Here is a 19366-nt window from a genome sequence, read left to right as displayed (position 1 = left end):
CGGGCGGTACCCATGGACGTCGCTCCGGCCCAGGCCACGGCGTACATCGTGAACCCTCTCACCGGGCGCGACGTCAGGTTCTCGAATCTGTTCCTCACCCACCCGCCAACCGAGGCACGCATCGCTGCGCTCCTCGCAGACGACGCAGCACTGATTGGCCAGTCATGAGCACAACAACCGCAGTGACACCCACCGCGTCGAGCCCACGCCCGGGCGAGGTGGCCGACTGGTATCGGTTGACCGTCGACGCGACCCTGGAAGCCCAAGGGTCGACGTCTGGCGGGCTGTCGAGCGACGACGCGGCACGCCGGCTGGAAGCGGTCGGGTCGAACGAGTTGGTCGACAACGGCTCGACGCATCCGTTGAAGATCGTCTGGCAACAGGTGTCGGCGGTGATGGTGCTGATCCTGATCGGCGCCGCGCTGTTGTCGCTCGTGCTCGGCAAGTTCCTCGAAGCCGGCGCAATCGGCGCAATCGTGGTCCTGTTCACGCTGCTCGGCTTCTTCCAGGAGTACCGCGCCGAGCGCGCCATCGCGGCATTGCGTCAGATGTCGGTGCCAATCGTCAAGGCACGCCGCGACGGCCGCACCGTAGAAATCCCAGCTGCCGACCTGGTACCGGGTGACGTCGTCCAACTCGATGCCGGCACGATCGTCCCGGCCGATCTGCGTCTGATCGAGGTCGCGAACCTTCGAGTCGAAGAAGCCACCCTGACCGGTGAGTCCGAACCCGTCGATAAGCACACCGAACCAATCGACGGCGCCAACGTCGCGCTCGGTGATCGGCGATGTCTCGCGTTCAGCGGGACACAGGTTTCTGCTGGCCGCGGCCTCGGTGTCGTTGTCGCCACCGGCATGCACACCGAGCTGGGCCGAATCGCCACGCTCCTGCAGAGTGTCACGGTCGAAGCAACACCACTCCAGGTTCGCCTCGACCGCGTCGGCAAACAATTGGCGCTCGTCGGCGTCGCCGTCGCAGCACTCGTCGTGGCAATGGGTGCATTCGCCGGCGAGTCCGCGTCGGACCTCGTACTCACCGCAATCAGTGTCGCCGTTGCAGTCATCCCCGAGGGCCTGCCGGCAGTGGTCACGTTCACCTTGGCCATCGGCGCGCAACGAATGCTGCGCCGCAACGCCCTGATCCGCAAACTACCCGCCGTCGAAACGCTCGGGTCCGTGACCGTGATCTGTTCGGACAAAACCGGGACACTCACCCAGAATAAAATGACCGTGACCCAGCTGCACGTCGCCGACCAGCAGACCACTGTCGAGCCTGGCGCCACGATCGATCTCGCAACCTGGAGCGCGGCGCAGCGACTACTCCTCGCGGCGGTCGTGTTATGTAACGACGGCGAAGCCGAGCGCAGCAGCGACGACACGCTGTCGATGATCGGCGACCCCACCGAAACCGCGCTCCTGCAGCTCGCATCCAATGCCAGCATCGACGTCAAACAACTCCGTGCAGCCGTACCGAGAATCGGTGAGAACCCATTCGATTCCGGACGCAAACGGATGAGCACAATCCACGGACCCATCGTCGCGACAGCTGCGACGTCTGCGAGTGCTGGGTTGTTCGAAGGTATCGACAACACCTGTCCCGTCGCTTTCGCCAAAGGCGCAATCGACGGCCTCGTCGCACACGCCGATCTCATCTGGACCGCCGACGGCGTCGTTGCCTTCGGCGACCGGCATCGCGCCGCCCTGCTCGCCGCGAACGACACAATGGCTGCGGCCGGGCTCCGCGTGCTCGGCATCGCTGTCCGCTCGTTCACCGATCTAGCAGCACCCGTTGCCGAGCTGACTGCCGACTTGGTAGCCGAAGCAGAATCGGCGCTCACGATCATTGGTCTCGTTGGCATCATCGACCCGCCGCGCAACGAAGTCCGAGATGCCGTTGCCGTGTGTCGGTCTGCAGGGATCCGCCCCGTGATGATCACCGGCGACCACCCCCTGACCGCCAAGGCCATCGCCGAGCAACTCGGTATCGCGACCGATGACCGTGTGTTGACCGGCGTCGACCTCGACCAGCTGAGCGATGCCGAATTCCACGCTGCTGCCATGGAAGTCTCGGTGTTTGCCCGGGTCTCACCCGAACACAAACTGCGGATCGTAAAATCGCTCCAACAGCAGCAGCAGGTCGTGGCCATGACGGGCGACGGCGTCAACGACGCCCCGGCGCTCAAACAGGCCGATATCGGCGTCGCCATGGGCATCACCGGCACCGACGTCACCAAAGAAGCATCCGACATGGTGCTACGCGACGACAACTTCGCGACCATCGTCGCCGCGGTCGAAGAAGGCCGCGTCATCTACGACAACCTGCGCCGTTTCGTCAGCTTCGCCGTCGCTGGCAACCTCGGCAAGATCATTGTCATGCTCGGCTGGCCAGTCCCCTACCTACTCGCAGGAGGCGAACTCGACGCAGCTATTGCCCTCTTGCCACTCCAACTCCTGTGGCTCAACCTGATGACCGACGGCCTCCTCGGGCTGTCGATGGGCCTCGAGCCCGCCGAACGCCGCGTCATGCAACGCGCCCCGCACCAACCCGGCGCCAGCCTCTGGGCCGACGGGCTCGGACGTCAAACAATCTGGATCGGAACGCTCATCGGCGCCGCCTCGCTTGGCATCGGGTTCGTCTACCGCGAGACCGGCCAAGCCGAGTGGCAGACCATGATCTTCACGACCCTCGCATTCATGCAGGTCTTCCAGGCCTTCGGCACCCGTTCCCGAACCGAGTCGCTGCGCACCATTGGTTTCACCACCAACCGCCTCATGCTCGCCATTGCCGCCGTCGTCGTGGCCCTGCAGCTCGCCGCGCTGTACACCCCACTCAACGACTTCTTGGACCTCGACCCCCTCGGAGCCACCGACCTCGCCATCTGTGTCGGCCTCGGCCTGGCACTGCTCGTTGTCCTCGAGATCACCAAGCACCTCAACCGCAGAGCACACGCCGACTTCGCAACAGCAACCAGCAGGGCGACGCCGCCTCGTGATTGACGTCTTGCCCCAGATCGGTTTGGTGGTCGTCCTGATCGCGCTGAACGCTGTGTTTGCCGGAACCGAACTCGCCCTGGTGTCGCTGAGCGAGGGTCAACTGCAACGCCTTGAAGCCCGTTCTGCGACCGGCGCACAACTCGCCCGTTTGGCGCGCGAGCCGAACCGATTCCTCGCCACCATTCAGATCGGGATCACTCTCGCCGGGTTCCTCGCATCGGCGGCAGCAGCGGTCTCGCTCGCCGAGCCGCTCCAAGGCCCCCTGGGCTTCCTTGGCGACGCGGCACGCCCGGTTTCCATTATCTGCGTCACCTTGATCTTGACGTATCTCACCCTGGTGTTCGGCGAACTCGCGCCGAAGCGAATTGCGATGCAACGCGCGGAGAAATGGGCGCTGGCGGCGGCCCGCCCGCTCGCCATCCTGACGACCATCACCCGCCCTGCCGTCTGGCTCCTGTCTCGATCGACGGACATCGCAGTCCGGCTCCTCGGTGCCGATCCCTCTCACCAACGCAGTGATGTCACCGATGAAGAACTCCGCGACATGGTCGCTGCTCACGAAACCCTCACTCCTGAACAACGCCGCATCATGGACGGCGCGTTCCATGTCGCGCAGCGCACCCTGACCAAGGTCCTCGTACCGCGCACCGACGTGTACATCATCGATGCGGACTCGACCTGCCGCCATGCCGCAACTTCGCTCGCCAAGGTCGGCCACACCCGGGCACCAGTTGCGCCCAACAGCAACCTCGACGAAGTCATCGGAATCGTCCATCTCAGCCGACTCCTCGCAGCCGACCCCCACCAACCGGCACGGACCGTTGCGGTGTCGGCACCCGTGTTTCCCGGTGCGGCACGGGTCATCACCACGATGCGCGACCTCCAGGCCCAACGCGCGCAGATGGCGTTCGTCGTCAACGAATACGGACGCATCGACGGCATCATCACCATGGAAGACCTCGTCGAAGAACTCGTCGGCGAGATCTACGACGAAACCGATCCCGACCATGCCACCGTCGAACACGAACCCGACGGCACCATCGTGCTCCCCGGCCGCTACCCCATCCACGACCTCCCAGAACTGGGCATCGACCTCCCCACAGGCAGCTACGCAACCATTGCCGGGTTCGTCTTGCGCAAACTCCACCACATCCCCACGGCCGGAACAACGATCGTGATCGACGACTGGACTCTCGAGGTCCGCGCAGTCCACGACTACGCCGTCACCCAAGTCGCACTTCGACCCCTGCGATCAGCACGCATCCCCACGATGGTCCCCGAAGCCGCGACTCCCCCAGCCGGTACTGAACAACTGCAACGTCAGGTCCGACATCGTTGACTGCGTATCGGCTGGGCGCCACTTGTCCCAGATCCGGTGCAACAAGAGAAGTGCCCCAACGGCCACCCGCACCTTCGGCGGCGAGTCACGTCGTCTTACAGGGTCGCGGGAATGTCTCGACTGGTCTGCAGGAATCGCCAGACTTCGACATCATCTGGACGTTCGACGTGGAACATCACGGACCAATACCTGCCGACAGTCACAGCTCGGAGGTCAGGTTTCGACAACCTGTGCCACAACACTCATGAAGCAGCAGCGTGATCGACAACCACCCAAAGCGGCGGGGGTTACGCAAATATCGGCACGTTTCGCTGACGCCACCACCGGCTCTGCCATCACCGGCTCTGTTAATCTCCTCTCCATGATTCGGCGGTTCAAGTGAGAGAGCAAGAAATGCCTACAGCGAAGCAGGCGCTGTCGACTGCGACTCCAGAGCGCACGGAGGATGGGGCCGATATCAGGCGCACGACAACGTCGCCCAGATATGCAACTGTGTCTGGCGACGAGCACAACAACGCAAACCTGCGCGATCTGATCATTCAAGCCAAGCTCACCGTCGGGCCTTCGGGCGACCCGTTCGAGCGTGAGGCCGATGCCGTGGCGGCCCGTGTGGTGCGCACCCTGCGATCGGGCACGGCGACGTCGCCGGCTCACCCTGAGGCGCAACACAAAGTCGGCGAAGTCGTAGTGCCTGCTCGCGTCCAACGATCAAGTTACAAATTCACGCCCTCGACGTGCGCACCTGCCTCGGCCATTCGACGCATTCAGCGAGCTGCCAACGCGCCCATGATCGGCCGCGATGGCGGCGACCTCGACGCCGACACGACCCGACTCTTGCGATCGTCACGCTCGGGCGGATCGCCCCTCCCCGACGAACACCGGGCGAAGATGGAATCGGCGTTCGGCGCCGACTTCGGTGCCGTGCGGATCCACACCGGGACAACGTCGACCGAGCTGAACGATCGCATCCAGGCCAAGGCATTCACTACCGGAAGCGACATCTACTTCCGCGACAGCGTGCCCGACGCCAACTCCAGTTCCGGCCAAGAACTCCTCGCGCACGAACTCACCCACACCATCCAGCAAGGCGCTGCCGGAGTTCATCGCACGACCGATCGCATCCAGCGAAACGGGTTGACCGATTGGATGAAGGGAAAACTCGGCTGGACGAGCGGCGCCAGCGCAACCGTCGAGTCAGATCCGCTTGAGAAGGTCCATGCTGAATTCATGAGCCGGATCAAAGGACTCGACGGCGAGATCCCGCAATTGAAGGGACAGAACGTCGCCCAGACCGGCGAGGCGCTGTGGGCGGCCTATTCCGGAACGATCTCTGGCAAACAAGGTATGAGTTCAGGTACCGACGGGGAAGTTGATCTCGGTGCGAAGAACTTGAGCAATAAGATTCCCGGGTCTGCACCCGGCCGACGCGACAACCGCGCGACAAACCCGCAGCACTACAACGAAGGTCCCCAAGCTGGCGCGGCGCCCGGCACGGCGCTCGCCAAAGGGTCGTACAAGACCAACATGAGCGAGTCGTTTAACCTCTTGACGACAGCGCTGAAGGGTCTGTCGCAACTCCAGTTCGACAAGTACAACACGTTCGCATTCTGGAATAGCCCAGGAGCCAAGAATGTCGCAGTCGCTGCGAAAGGCTCCGGGGCGTTGGCACTGGAGTCATCGGCGATCGGGAGCCTCTTCGACGGCTTCGGCAGCTACGAGGAACTGTCCAACGGTATCGAGAGCACGTCGTGGGACCCGCAGCTTTGGGCAGAACTCTCCCGCGCGTACGCCGCCATGGTCATCGATGCCATTGTCAAGGATCCGACCAAGAAAATCATCGTGGTCTGCGGCATCGGTTTCGACGATCCCGGCTACAACATCTGGAACACGATTGAGTCGTTGACCCTCCAGCTCGGTGCCAAGCGCTCGAAGATGGCCCAGAGCGACCTCAACGCCGCAACGACCTACTTTGGAGTCGCCGGCCACATGGATGGACGTCAGCCCGTCGTGGACATGGCCTCCACCTACAAGGGCATCTCAGGGACCTGGGTGAGCGCGAGCACTGCGCCAGAAATGGTCAGGTTGCAGAAAACACAACTCGCCAGCCGGGTGAAATGAAACTGAGAAATACACACAACCACAAATCTGGCGACCACCTGGACCGTGTCGATGTCAGTGTCGATGTCAGTGTCGATGTCGACCCTGGGCCTCATCACTCTGCGGGCAGGTGATGCAGTGCGTGGCGAGCGGAGACCTCGACGCTGCAGTTCGCGCCGACCCACATGGCGGGCGATGTCGGGCTTGAGGCCTGCTCAACGGTCACCGTTGTGCCGTCAGGCCGCCGCACGAGGTACTGCCAAACGGCTCCGAGGTACGTGCGGTCGACAACGACATCGTCACCACCAGGTAACAACTCGAGGTCGTGGGGCCGCGCCATGAGCACGGTCCCGCCGCCGGCCGGGTCGGGGAGGAACGACGCGTCACCCATGAACTCGGCAACAAATCGGTCGATCGGGCGCTCGTACACCTCGTCAGGCTGACCGATCTGCAAGATGCGACCTTCGGACATCACGGCGATCCGATCCCCGAGGCTGAGGGCCTCGTGTCGATCGTGCGTGACGAGCACCGCGGCGGCACCACGGGCCCGGAGTGCCCCGACGACGTCGCTGCGCACATCGTCACGAAGCGATGGGTCGAGACTGGCAAATGGTTCGTCGAGCAGGACCACTGCGGGCTCGGGTGCAAGGGCGCGGGCGAGCGCGATGCGCTGCTGCTCCCCACCTGACAGCTCGTGCGGGTAGCGCTTTGCCATGCCGTCCAACCTCACGAGTTCGAGGAGTTCACCGACCCGGCGGTTTCGCTCATTCCGGTCGAGATGGGCAATTCCAAAGGCGATGTTCTGGTCGATCCGCCGGTGCGGAAAGAGGGCATGGTCTTGAAAGACGAGTCCAATTTTGCGACGGTCCGGTGGCTCCTTCGTGACGTCGCGATCCGACAGCAGCACACGGCCGTGAGTAGCAAGGTCGAGCCCCGCGATCACTCGAAGTAGGGTCGACTTGCCGCATCCGCTCGGGCCGACGAGTACGAACAGTTCGCCCTCGGCCACGTCGAAGGAGGCGTCGTTGACGATGGCCCGACCGTCGATCTCGCGGCGGACCTCGGTGACCGAAAGCGCTGCCGGCTTCATGGTGTCGATCTCGGTCACGAGACGGCCTCGGCACCGTGCTCGAGGGCCCAGAGCAGCGTGGCCACCAGCAGCATCCCGACCGCCACGATGGCCAGCGATGGGACCGCGGCCTGGACCCACAGGCTCTCGGATGTGGCCTGCCAGACCCAGACGGGCAGGGTGTCGGTCCCGAACGGGCGAAGCAGCAGGGTGATTGGCAGCTCTTTGAGCGTGTCGATGGCCACGAGGACGGCAGCAGCGACGATTCCGGCAGCAGCCAGCGGCAGCTGGATTCGGGCGGCGACGCGGGTCCGCCCTGCGCCCAGGGTGCGGGCACTCGCAACCACCGAGGGCGACACCTTGGCGAGGCTGGCCTCGATCCCCTGGTAGGCAACCGCCAGGAACCGAACGGCAAGCGCGTACACGAGGCCGACCAGTGAGCCAACGAGCAGCCAGCCGTCGGGGAGCCATCCTGTGCGGTCGAGCGCGGCGAGCACGATGAGTACCCCGAGTGCAACGACCGGCCCGGGAACTGCGTAGCCCAGGGTGGCGAGGCGGGCTGCGCTTCGGTCGCGTCGCCGTCCGCGTTGCAAGCCTGCAGCCAGCAGGAGACCGAGCACGAGGCACACAACGGTTGCCAACCCTGCCACCCGCAACGATGAGAGCAGGTGAAAACCGAGGTCGCCTGCAACGGTGACGGTTTGGCCGGTGCGTCGGGCTTCGCTCGCCCACGTGATCAGTCGAGCGAGGGGCAGCGCAACGGCAATCGTGAAGACACCCCAGCCGGTGAACGACGCACTGGCCGCGCCGGCACCGCGCAGCCGCAGCGCCTCGAGCCCCTGACGATCGCCGAGCTGGGTGTATTGCGCCCGGCCGCGAGCAAGCCGTTCGACAGCGATCAGCACCACGGCGATCCCGATCAGCAGCACCGAGAGCTCGGCTGCCGCATTGCGATCACCGGTACCGAACCACACCCGCAGGACACCGTCGGCAACCGTCGAGACGTTGAAGAGCCGGACGGTCCCGACATCGGTCAGCACCTCCATCCCGACGAGTGCCGCACCACCGGCGAGCGAGGGCCGCGCCATCGGCAACACGACACGCCAGAACGTCTGTGCACGCGAACACCCGAGGTTGCGGGCGACGTCGACAACACGTTGCGATTGCTCGCGGAACGCAGCCCGGGCGAAGAGGAACACGTACGGGTACAGCGTGAGGATCAAGACAAGCGCACACAGCCAGATCGAGCGGACACTTCGCGCTCCGAGGGGTTCTTGGAGCGTGTCCAGCCAGACGAACCCGAGGACGTAGCCGGGGATGGCGAGCGGCGTCACCAGGAGCCACCCGAGGAGGCGATGGCCCGGGAAACGATAGGCGGTGACGAGCCAGGCCAGCCCGGTTCCGAGGACGAGCGTGCCGGCCAGCACGGTGACAAGCAGCGTGGCGGTGTCGCGCAGCATGCCCGGAAGACGCGTTTCCCAGAGCTGGCGCCACACGTCGGTGCTCGGCTGCACGATCGACCACACGATGATCAGTACCGGTACTGCAGCAGCCGCGACGACTGCTGCCACCAGGGCGGTTGCCGACATTGGGCCGATGCGCGCAGCGATGCGCGCAGCGATGCGTCGGGCAGGCGCACTGGCTCGCGCCCGCCCGAGAGTGCTCACTCGTAGCCGGTCGTACTGAGGACTTCGATCGCCGTCGGCTGATTCGCCCCGAGTTCACGTACGGCGCCGAGGTCAGCCACGAAATCGCCCCACGCTGCGACGATCGGATCGGGCGCCACCGACGGATCCGCCGGGTACTCGAAGTTGGCGTTCGCGAACTGGGCTTGGCCGTCGGTGGCGAGCCACTCGATCAGTGCCAGCGCGTTCTCGGGATGCGGTGCGTTTGCCGTCACTGCAACGGTGCTGACGTTGACGTGGGCACCACGGCCGTCCTGCTCAGGCCACACGATCTCGACGGGGAACGACGGGTCCTCACTCAGCAACCGTCCGAGGTAGTACGTATTAGCAATTGCGATATCACACTCGCCGTCGGCAACGGCCTGATAAATGTCGGTGTCGCTGTTGATGTACAACGGATCGTTGTCGACCCACGACTGCACGATCTCCGTCGCGCGTTCCTCGCCTTCGGCGATGACCATGCTCGCCACCAACGACTGGGTGTACGGGTGGGTGCTCGGGCGCAAGCAGATGCGGCCGTTCCACTCCGGGTCACCCACGCCGGCGTAGGTCGTCGGCGGGTCATCGACTCGCTCGGTGCTCGCAATGATCACCCGAGCGCGCTGACTCAGCGCAAACCACTCACCACTCGCACTCCGGAGTTCTTCTGGAATTGTCGAGGTCAGCACGTCGCTCGCGAGCGGCGCAAGAAGCCCTGCTGCAGCGGCGAGTTCGATGTTGGCGGCATCACCCGTCATCACCACGTCGGCGGGGGTGTTGGCCCCCTCGGCAACCAGACGCTCGCGGAGTTCCGGGTCGTTGCCGGTCGTGAAGCGGACCTCAATACCGGTCGCCGCTGTGAAGTCGTCAAAGACTGGCTCGATGCCGTAGTGGCGACCCGTGTACACGGTGACGATGCCGGCATCATCAACTGCGCTTTCACCGCCGCCGTTTCCATCGCTACCGCTGCAGGCGCCGATCAGCAGGGCAGCTGCAAAGAGGGCCCCGAGGCGACGTGCTGAACGTTGATGTCTCATAGTTAGGTAATCTTAACAACAAGCAAAAGGCATGCCACACTCCAGCACGACGTTTACTGGTGGGCCGACTGCAGCTTTCATGGGTTACACCAGGGGCAGTGACCAGGATCGGCCAGCTCCGGTTGGATGATCTCGGAGTGTTCAACGGCGCAAGAGACACACCCGTGGATTCGGGCCCGGAGGGTATTCGTTTCGTAGCCACACCAGGAACAGGGCACCCCGATGTCGTTACGAATCAGCCCAAAGCCAGGTGCCGAACATGCCGGGCATGCGGTCGCGGCACGGTCGGCGAGGTCCCGGGCGGCACGCGTGATAATGGGTTGTCGGCTCGGGCATTTATGCGCGCGTAGGTCGGTTTCAACTCGCGCCCGACCGTGTGGGGAGCGTTCGGTACAGGTGCGCACAGCGGCGTGCAGCGTCACCAGGTCCTGAATGCCTTTGATCACCGTCGGCACCGACGCGCCGAGGGCGCTCACGATCACGGCGTGTGCGGGGAACTGGGCCCGACGGAGCAGGTCGGCGAGGTCGCTGGTCGGATCGACATCTGCACTCACAGCAACGAGGTCGTACGCGCTCTCGGTACCGGTGATGACGATGCCGCGGATGTCATCGACGAGCACGACGAGTTCGGTGCAGACCTGGAGGAACGGGATGGATTGAGACGGCCCAATACTGCCCTCGGAGGCAATACCGATCCGATGTCCTGACGCGTCCATTCCCATTCGGGCCTTCGCGATGGCGGTGTCGTGCGGCGAAGCGGTCCGTTCAATTTCACCGCTGAACGTTCCGAGCGTGTCGGTGTCGACCTCGATCTCGACGACATCGAGTCCAAGGATCTCAGCAAGAACGGGGCTGACGAGCTGGGCCTTGTGATGTTTGGTGGCCATGGCTGCGATCTGGCCCCGGTAGTGGGTGGCAGGGCTCGGTGACATCGCGTGCACGATGCCTATTTGAGGTGCGCGGCCATTGCGTGGAAGCCGCCGTCGACGTGCAGGATTTCACCGGTGATCATCCGCCCGAGGTCAGAGAGCAAGAAGACGGTGGCGTCGGCGACCGGTGTGGCATCGTGCGGGTCCCAGGCCATCGGGGCCTGGTGTTCCCATGCGTCCAGCAGCTGTTCGAACGAGTTGATTGCCCCAGCCGCACGAGTGTGGAGTGGGCCAGCGGCGATGAGGTTCGTGCGAATTGCTCGCGGCCCAAGGTCCCGGGCGAGATAGCGGTTGGTCGACTCGAGCGCGGCCTTACAGACGCCCATCCAGTTATAGACAGGCCACGCACGTGATGCGTCGAAGTCGAGCCCGACGAGGGAACCGCCGGTTGGCGGAGCAAGATCGCGCAGCAGCTTTGCAAGTGAGGCATACGTGTGGACGCTGGCGTGGAACGCTCGAGCGACCGGGTCGAACTGGGCGTCGATGAAGCTCTCCGACAGCGCTTCGCGAGGGGCGAAAGCAACTGCGTGGAGAGCGCCGTCGAGGTGGCCCCAGCGTTGCTGCACTTGTTCGCTGAGGGCGTCGACATCGGATGGTTGGGTGAGGTCGGCTTCGATGACTTCGACGTCGCCATCCAGTGTTGCTGCTGCATTTTTGGTGTGCTCGATGTCGCGTTGCAGCCCAGACAGCATGATGTGTGCGCCAGCCTTCGACGCGGCCACCGCAGTTGCGTAGGCAATCGAGTCGGTGTTCACGACTCCGGTGATGAGGATGTTCTTGTCTGCAAGGAGTTGCAGTGTCATGGTCATGTTTCCTGTCGTCAGTCGTCGTCGTTGTTCTCGCCAAGCGAAGCCTCGGGCTCGCTTTTCTGGTTGTGGTGTGAGGTCAGAAGTAGTCGGCGCGGCTGACTTGGGTTTCGCTGATGAGGACAACGCCGTGGTGGTCATCCAGAAGTTGGCGAATGCCAGCAACGATGGCTTCGGCACGGTCGATGGGCACGACGCTGATGAGGAGCGAGAGGCTGTTGCGATCGTTGAACAGCAGGCGACCTTCGTGGACGCCAGAGTGCCCGAACCCAGAGACACCCTCGATTGCTGTGTAGCCCTTGGCCCCGGCTGCAAGCAGCAGGTCTCGGACCGTTGGAACGTGTTCGCCGTCGATGACGACTTCGATGCGGGCCATGGTGGTGAATCCGGTCCAGGTGTTCATGAGGTCTCCAATGTGTTGGTGATGTCGATGGGGCGGGGCTCGGCACTCCAGGTCCCGTTTGGTGTTCGGATCGACCAGCGCTCGTGTGGATGGGAGCGGCCCGCGATACGGATCCAGGAGCCCCCGACGAGGGTAGTGAGGATCGGGTTTTCGTCGATGACACGTTCGATACGTTCAAGTGGCGCTTGGATAACCGCGAGGAGCCGGATGGGTTGATGGTGCCTTCGGGGGCCGATATGGGTGCTTTGCAGTGGGAGGCCGACCCGGAGGTCGCCGTGTTCGCCTGAGATCACACCTGTGTTGGCTGCGATGTTGTGGATGAGTTTGTCGCCTGCGCCGAAGGTCTCGGGGTCGACGGTAGAAAAATAGTACTGCGACGAGATCCAGTGCGCGACCACGAGCGGTGCAGTCATAATTGTTTCGAGGACTTTGCCGTCGGGGTCCTGGTCGGCCTCGTAGGTGTGCAAGAACGAGCGTCCGTCGAGGTCGAGGCCTGCCGTCATCGAGCGGGGTCCAATGATGAACGAGTTGTTGCGGGCGAGGCCCCACTCCGAGCGAACCTGTGCCCAGTCGCCACCGCGGTTGCGCACCTTTGCCGATGGCCCTGGGAGGTGCTGCGCGCGCTGGGCCGACTGGCCCCGCGCAGCGACATCCAGAGCTTCGACGAGCTGCGCAAGCGTCTCGTGGTGCGACGGCGGAATGTCGTGGGTATCGACGATGTCGACGTGGTCGCTGACGGTGTCGTGGAGTGCTGCCGCGAAGTGTGTCGTGTCCGGGATGTCAATCGTGCGCTCGCGCAGCCCGGCCCGTACGTCGACGTCATTCAAGAGTCGGGCCACCGTTCGGGCGTTGTCTTGGCCGGACGCTCCCGCGCACGCGCCGCAGTCCAGTGCGGTCGCGTGAGGGTTGTTCACGTTGTCGCTCGCGTGCCCACAGAGCACGACGAGCGGTGCGAAACACTTGGTGAGTCCCATCGTTTTGAGCACGGCTTCGGCGGTGAATACTCGTTGTTCGAGATCGAGCCCTCCGTCGGCTGGGCCGTCAAGTTCCATCACCGTTGGGGGCCGAGTGGTCACGGTTCGACGGGGCGGAGCAAGTGTGCGCACGGCGGCCACGGGCCCAGCAATCCATCCGGCTGCTTCGGCCATGACGAACGATGCGCCGAAGCCATGCTTGGTTGCAGCGTGCACTGCGGTCCCGCCTGCGCGCAACCGGTCGCGGGCGAGCATCGCGTCGACAGTGTCTCGTTGGCCGGGCACATCGATGGGTTGTTCAACGGCACGAACCGACGGTTTAACGAGCACCGGACAGCGCGGCTCAGGCTGCTGCCATTCGAGGCGGCGTACCGACATCGCAACACCGAAGAAGCCAGCGAAGCCAATGGTGTCGTACGCGCCGGTTGCCTCAAGGTGACGGCGTAATCCTTCCGAGCGCACGTCGATACAGAAGACGAGTTGCGCGTCCGGTTGACGTACGGGAGTCCCCGGGTCGAGTCGATCGAGCTTGGCGAGCAAGCGCTGTTCGACATTTCGTTCCTGTGCGCGCAGCCAGACGGCGTTGCGGTCGAACGGCTCGACGTGGGACAACGTCTCCGCGATGGCGTTGCGCGCGTTGACGTCAGCTTGCGGAAATCCCGCTGCAACGACCGCGTCGACGCGAGCTGCGAGCATCTGTTCAACGGTGTTGTCGACCGACAGCGATCGGTCGATAATTGTGTGTCCGAGCAGGCAGACTGCCTCGAGGGCCGACCGGGCGGCGACCAGATCGATCAGAGACGGACTTGGGCGCTGTTCGTCGGGATGCGCCCAGTCGGTACGCCACTTCGCGTAGCCGGCCCAGCCCTGCAGACGGCAGAGGTGTCCTCTCATTTCGGCCACGTGCGCCGGAGCATCGACACCGGTCACGGCGAACGCTGCGGCGATCACCTGCGCTGGATCGCTGCTCAACCCCCGGAGCCAACGTTGTGCGTCACTGTTCAAGTGTCGCCGAAGGCCTGCAACCTGGATGGCATCGTTGCGCCACAGTTCTTGGAACGATCCCATTGTGTGGCCGGCGAACTGCGCGCAGGAGTGGAAGATCGTCGCATCGATCATCTCACCCAGCGAACCCGACGTTCCTTCGACGTGTTCCAACGCGGTGTGTGGCTCAAGCTCATCATTGATGTCGGGGCTGTGCAGCATGTCGAGCCGGACAATCTCGTCAACAGGCACGGTGCGACCGTTGATGCGGATCGGCGGCTGTGAGCACAGGTCGATGAACTGCGAGTCGATTGCCCAGTTCACGTCGTCGAGCGTCGTCAACCCGTCCTGGTGATCTCGACGGAACTCCACCAACGAGAGGTGCGTCCGAGCACGCAGTTGGCGGCGTGCAACAGCAGTTGCGCCGTCGAACCCGAGCTGTTCGAGACCTCCGAGCGGGTTCACTGCGACGAAGGAGGTCAACGGCCACGCCGGCGCAATGATCGTGGCTGCACGGGCAACGTCCGCGCGCACTTTGGACCACACGACCTCGCGAGAAACCGGTTCAGCCGGTTCAGCCGGTTCAGCCGGTTCAGCCGGTGCAGCCGAATCGAGAGACGGAGCGAGATCGACCTCGACTAATCGGGACGAAAGGTCGGGTTTGCGGAACGGTCGCGTCCCGGCCACACCTGGGTGCGCAAGACGTCCGAAACCGGTGGAGATGTTCCCCGCGAGCTTGTCTGTGACGGGTTGCCGTACGAGTGTCAGGGTGCCAGCCGCGGCCGCTACAGCTGCGAGCGTGATCAGCAGTGTGCTGACATTGACGCCTGAGCCGGCGGCCAGGTCTGGGAACGAGGGCTGCACAAAATGTTCGACCAGCCGGAGACCTCCGAGGTAGCCAAACACGCTTGCAAAGCATCCCGCTGCGCCGATGCCGACTGCTCGGGCGCCGCTCGCCGCGCCGCGTCCGAGCCATCCCCAGAGGCCGTGCACCGCAGTCACCCACGAAAAGACAACGACGAGGACGACACCTCCGTCAGAGACATCGGGCGGCAGCGTCCACCAACCCAGGCCAACTGCCGCAGTCGCCACCCCGATCGTGGAGGCCATTCGGACACGAGGCGACGGGAGGGGCAGCGGAGCTGCCCGGCGCGTGGAGCGCAGACCGGCCGAAATTGCATCACCCGTGCCGAGGAACATTTTCGCTTTGTACATCCCGTGGCCAATGATGTGGAACACCGCGCTACTGAATGCGCCGACCGTGCACTGCAGCACCATGAACCCCATCTGCGCCACCGTCGACCACGCCAACTTGCCCTTGACGTCGACACGCTTCGATGCCGCTCCGATGCCGGCCACGATCGTGACAACGGCGAGTGCGAAGGCCAAGTGAACGGCAACGAAGGACTCCAACACGAGCGGTCCAAATCTGATCAGCAACAGCCCTGCGCCGCTGACGAATCCGGCATGCACCAACGCCGACACCGGTGTCGGCGCGGCAAGTGTGGTGACCAGCCAGCGATGAAACGGCACCAGCGCCGATCGAGAGGCACCAGCGACAACCAAGAGCAACGCGACCAGATTGTTCACGCCGACTCCGAACACCGTCGACGATCCAAGCTCACCGACGACAGCCGTCAAGTTCCGCGATGGGTCCGCCCCACCCTCGGCCACGATCAGCAGAACCGCAAACAGGAGTGCCGCGTCGCCGACCGCCAGCGCACGATAGGTGAGCCGCTGGGCGCGTCGCGTTGCCGACAGATCGTTGCGATGGCCGATCAGGCCGACCAACGCCCAGCTCGAACCGACCCAACCAATCGACAGTGTCAACCACCCGCCCGGCGTCACGACCAGCGCACTGCCCGCCACCAACGCGCCGAACAGCACGAAGAACCTGTTTGCGCGGCTGTCGAGGTCGACACTCCGACGAGCAAATGATGCCACCACGGCACCTGTTGACGTCACTGCTGCCAACAGGAGAGCGGTTGCCCGATCGAGTCTGAGGCCGAGCCAGCCGGCACCGTCGACGAGGCCGTCGGGCCGTGTACCGCTGACCACTGCCAACGAGACTGCTGCAGCAAACGCTATCCCGCAGGCCACCGCCACACATCGTCCCGCGTGCAGCCCAGCCGGACGCAACACGAGCACCGCCAACGAGCCCAACAACGGCGCGAGCACCGCCACAACGACAAGCATCGACTCGATCACCGCCGCGCTCCTGTCTGCTCGAACGTCAGCGTCCCAGAGTTCTTCATTGTCACGAGGCGCGAACCTAACAGCGGCAATTCACTTCTATGAATTTTATTGCCAGTTTTTTTGATCTGGTATTATGAGGTAGGCTTTCCACATGGCCGCTGAGCGCTCCTGGACGTTTCTCACCAATCACGCACACGTCCTCCTCGCCGTGAGCGCTGCGCCCGACCTCCGCCTCAAAGACATCGCCGAACGGGTCAGCATCACCGAGCGCACGGCCACGCAAATCCTCTCCGACCTCGAAACCATCGGATGCATCGAACGCCGCAAGGTGGGGCGCCGTAACCACTACGTGATCAGCGCGCAACAGCCACTACGCCACCCCCTCGAAGAGCACCACCAGATTGCTGACCTGATCAACGCCCTCAGCCACCACGCCGACCCCGAGTAGCTCGCCGGGGAATTCACGGGAATTCAGCGCGAAATTCAGCGCGCGACCCGGAGGGGCAAACCTCGCTGTCAGGAAACGGTGACGACGCCGTAGAAGGCGACGTGGTCTTTGATCTCGGCGGCCTTGTCTTTCGGTGCCGGGTAGTACCAGGCCGCGTTCGACTTCGTCTCGCCGTCGACGGTGATGTCGTAGTAGCTCGAATCGCCCTTCCACGGGCAGTGCGTCGAATGATCGGACGGCGCGAAGAACTCGAAATTCACCGACTCCGCAGGGAAGTAGTGATTCCCCTCGACGACCACGGTCGCGTCCGACTCAGCAAGAATGGTGGCATTCAGCACAGCTTTCATAGAGAGCACAACCAGGCACCGACGCAAAGTGTTCCCAGAACAGCAAACGGCCGAGCCCCCTACGAGGCCCGGCCGCAGCAAATTCAAATTCTCATTTTTCAAACGAATGGCGGATGTGGAATCAGATCGTTCGAGAGCAAGGCGCGAGGCGACGTAGTTGAGCTTGCTCAATGAGGAGCTCTCGCAACGTAGTTATCGGGCGATCTGGCCCACATCGGTCACTTTGGGGGCATACGGATACCACCGTCGACACGAATCGTTTCGGCGTTCATGTAGCTGTTGGTGATGCACTCGATGACCATCGATGCAAGCTGCTCCGGATCGCCGAGGCGCTTCGGGAACAGGACGCCCTTCTGCAGGTTCTCCTTGAATGCTTCGCTGCCCTCGCCCTCACCGTAGATCGGCGTGTCGATCAGCCCTGGTGCAACCGTGTTGATGCGGATGCCCGATGCGGAAAGGTCGCGGGCGATCGGCAGGGTCATGCCGACGACGCCACCCTTGGATGCCGAGTAGCTGGCCTGGCCGATCTGACCGTCGAATGCTGCGACGGATGCGATGTTGACAATGGCGCCGCGCTCGCCGTGTTCCATTGGCTCGGTGGTGCTCATGGCGGTGGCGGCGATGCGGATGGCGTCGAACGAACCGATCAGGTTGATCGCGATGACCTTTTTGAAGGCGTCGAGGTTGGCAGCGGACTCGAGCAAGCCGTCACGGCCGATCGTGCGCTGCGCCCAGCCGATACCGGCCGAGTTGACGAGCACGCGGACCGGGCCCATCGACTTGGCCATCTCGACCGCCTCGATGATCTGGTCGGTGTTGGTGACGTCGACCTTGGCGAATGCACCACCGATCTCGTCGGCCAGCGCGTTGCCAGCCTCTTCATTCAGGTCGGCGATGACGACCTTGGCGCCGCGGGCGGCCAGCATGCGGGCCGATGCGGCACCAATGCCTGACGCTCCACCGGTAACGATTGCACTTGCTCCAGAAATATCCATGCCCGCAAACTATTCGGGCAACTCACCGAGCGAACAATCGAGCGGCCGCACCGATGCCGATGCCGATGCCGATACTGGCATCGATGCGGGTATCGATGGTTCGGTCAGACCGGGAGGGGGCCAACCGCGAATCGAGTGTCAACAAACCTGTTGGGAACCGCACCGGTGAACCCTCCGCTGCTCGACGTCGGGCCGGTCAACCAGCCCGAGATGTCAACGATGACGTCGGCGGGGCTGAGCGAGTGGATGCAAATCGAACCATCGGGGCCGATGGGTGCAATGACGCCGTTGCCACGGGTTTCTCCGGGCAGGTACACGAGGTTCGCAGCGAGTGGCACATCGCCAGCACAGGGCCAAACGGTGACGAAGCCAGCATCGTCAGGGTCGGCCACAACGACGTTGACGACCGCTGCGGTTGCCGAGGTCGGGACGGTCGTGGCCACGCCGGCCATCGTGACGGCAGCGCCGTGCACGGGGATCGTGAGCGGCGATGACGCTGTCACTCGACTGCCCGACCGTGTGTCGACGAGACGGCTCGGCGTGACCGCAGTGAACGATGCCGCTGACTGATCGGGTGTAACCCAGCCCTGGACGTCGACAACAACGTGGGTGCTGGCAAGTGAGTAGATACAGACTTGCCCATCTCCATCGACACCGGTGAAGACACCGTTGCCAACCGTCGAACCTTTCTCGTAGTTGACGCTCGCGGCCAGCGGGAACGGCTCGTCGCACGGCCAGACCGTCAAGAATCCGGGCCCACTTGAGTCGGTCGCTGTCAAGTTCAGGCTCACTCCAAGCACATCAGATGGCGCCGTGACCGATGTACCGTCGGGGCGCTTGGCGGTCATGCCTGCCACGTCGATGACGATGGGGTTGTTCTTGGTCATCCGGCCAGGCCATCCAAGGCCCAACCGCGTATCGACGACGCGCTGCGGCGTGATGCCGACGACGCCGGTCGCTGCGGCCAGCGCACTGGCTTCAGCAGTGAACCAACCGCTCACGTCGGTGATCACATCGGTCGTGACGAGCGAATACAGACAGACGGTGCCGTCATCGTCGATCGGTGCGAGCACGTTGTTGGCGAT

The 19366-nt window shown here is 63.8% G+C and carries 13 protein-coding genes and 1 pseudogene; 4 read left to right on the top strand and 10 right to left on the bottom strand.

Annotated elements, in window-relative coordinates:
• Positions 1 to 164: 164 nt before the first annotated feature.
• The 3 genes from ACH2EI_RS13205 to ACH2EI_RS13195 all read left to right on the top strand — a co-directional run bounded on the left by ACH2EI_RS13205 (position 165) and on the right by ACH2EI_RS13195 (position 6450).
• Complete coding sequence (locus ACH2EI_RS13205) at positions 165 to 2996, top strand: cation-translocating P-type ATPase (protein WP_395160340.1); 2832 nt, start codon at positions 165 to 167, stop codon at positions 2994 to 2996.
• Positions 2989 to 4332 carry a hemolysin family protein gene (locus tag ACH2EI_RS13200; protein WP_395151690.1) on the top strand — a complete coding sequence of 448 codons (1344 nt, stop codon included), beginning with the start codon at positions 2989 to 2991 and terminating at the stop codon, positions 4330 to 4332. Before ACH2EI_RS13205 ends, ACH2EI_RS13200 begins: the two co-directional genes overlap by 8 nt.
• 393 nt (positions 4333 to 4725) lie before the next feature.
• Complete coding sequence (locus tag ACH2EI_RS13195; RefSeq protein ID WP_395160338.1) at positions 4726 to 6450, top strand: DUF4157 domain-containing protein; 1725 nt, start codon at positions 4726 to 4728, stop codon at positions 6448 to 6450.
• A gap of 94 nt (positions 6451 to 6544) precedes the next feature.
• Here ACH2EI_RS13195 and ACH2EI_RS13190 read toward each other — a convergent pair whose 3' ends face one another.
• The 7 genes from ACH2EI_RS13190 to ACH2EI_RS13160 all read right to left on the bottom strand — a co-directional run bounded on the left by ACH2EI_RS13190 (position 6545) and on the right by ACH2EI_RS13160 (position 16503).
• Entirely contained in the window at positions 6545 to 7537 is a 993-nt protein-coding gene (locus ACH2EI_RS13190; RefSeq protein ID WP_395160336.1) for an ABC transporter ATP-binding protein, read from the bottom strand.
• The gene (locus ACH2EI_RS13185) at positions 7534 to 9165 is read right to left on the bottom strand and encodes an ABC transporter permease (RefSeq protein ID WP_395151616.1); all 1632 of its coding nucleotides are present in this window, start codon (positions 9163 to 9165) and stop codon (positions 7534 to 7536) included. Before ACH2EI_RS13185 ends, ACH2EI_RS13190 begins: the two co-directional genes overlap by 4 nt.
• Positions 9162 to 10199 carry an extracellular solute-binding protein gene (locus tag ACH2EI_RS13180; RefSeq protein WP_395160334.1) on the bottom strand — a complete coding sequence of 346 codons (1038 nt, stop codon included), beginning with the start codon at positions 10197 to 10199 and terminating at the stop codon, positions 9162 to 9164. Before ACH2EI_RS13180 ends, ACH2EI_RS13185 begins: the two co-directional genes overlap by 4 nt.
• A gap of 77 nt (positions 10200 to 10276) precedes the next feature.
• A complete protein-coding gene (locus ACH2EI_RS13175; protein WP_395151612.1) occupies positions 10277 to 11131 on the bottom strand; it encodes a DUF6671 family protein in 855 nt (284 codons plus the stop codon).
• Positions 11132 to 11145: 14 nt separating this feature from the next.
• Entirely contained in the window at positions 11146 to 11937 is a 792-nt protein-coding gene (gene fabI / locus ACH2EI_RS13170) for an enoyl-ACP reductase FabI (protein ID WP_395151610.1), read from the bottom strand.
• Between the two features lie 76 nt (positions 11938 to 12013).
• Entirely contained in the window at positions 12014 to 12337 is a 324-nt protein-coding gene (locus ACH2EI_RS13165) for a DUF190 domain-containing protein (RefSeq protein WP_395151608.1), read from the bottom strand.
• Positions 12334 to 16503, bottom strand: coding sequence for a putative inorganic carbon transporter subunit DabA (locus ACH2EI_RS13160; RefSeq protein ID WP_395160332.1), 4170 nt, complete (start codon positions 16501 to 16503; stop codon positions 12334 to 12336). Before ACH2EI_RS13160 ends, ACH2EI_RS13165 begins: the two co-directional genes overlap by 4 nt.
• A 139-nt stretch (positions 16504 to 16642) precedes the next feature.
• On the opposite strand from ACH2EI_RS13160, the gene ACH2EI_RS13155 reads away from it, so the two are divergent.
• Complete coding sequence (locus tag ACH2EI_RS13155) at positions 16643 to 16939, top strand: helix-turn-helix transcriptional regulator (protein ID WP_395155048.1); 297 nt, start codon at positions 16643 to 16645, stop codon at positions 16937 to 16939.
• A 68-nt stretch (positions 16940 to 17007) separates the two neighbouring features.
• Here the strand turns inward: ACH2EI_RS13155 and ACH2EI_RS13150 are convergent, their stop codons facing one another.
• The 3 genes and pseudogenes from ACH2EI_RS13150 to ACH2EI_RS13140 all read right to left on the bottom strand — a co-directional run.
• A complete protein-coding gene (locus tag ACH2EI_RS13150) occupies positions 17008 to 17286 on the bottom strand; it encodes a DUF427 domain-containing protein (RefSeq protein ID WP_395155049.1) in 279 nt (92 codons plus the stop codon).
• Positions 17287 to 17504: 218 nt separating this feature from the next.
• Positions 17505 to 18281, bottom strand: coding sequence for an SDR family NAD(P)-dependent oxidoreductase (locus ACH2EI_RS13145; protein WP_395155050.1), 777 nt, complete (start codon positions 18279 to 18281; stop codon positions 17505 to 17507).
• 104 nt (positions 18282 to 18385) lie between these two features.
• Positions 18386 to 19366: pseudogene (locus ACH2EI_RS13140) on the bottom strand (hypothetical protein); the annotation flags it as partial.

Origin of the sequence: Ilumatobacter sp. (assembly GCF_041688325.1) — a bacterium.
GTDB lineage: Bacteria > Actinomycetota > Acidimicrobiia > Acidimicrobiales > Ilumatobacteraceae > Ilumatobacter_A.
This window is presented reverse-complemented; position numbering and strand designations above follow the sequence as displayed.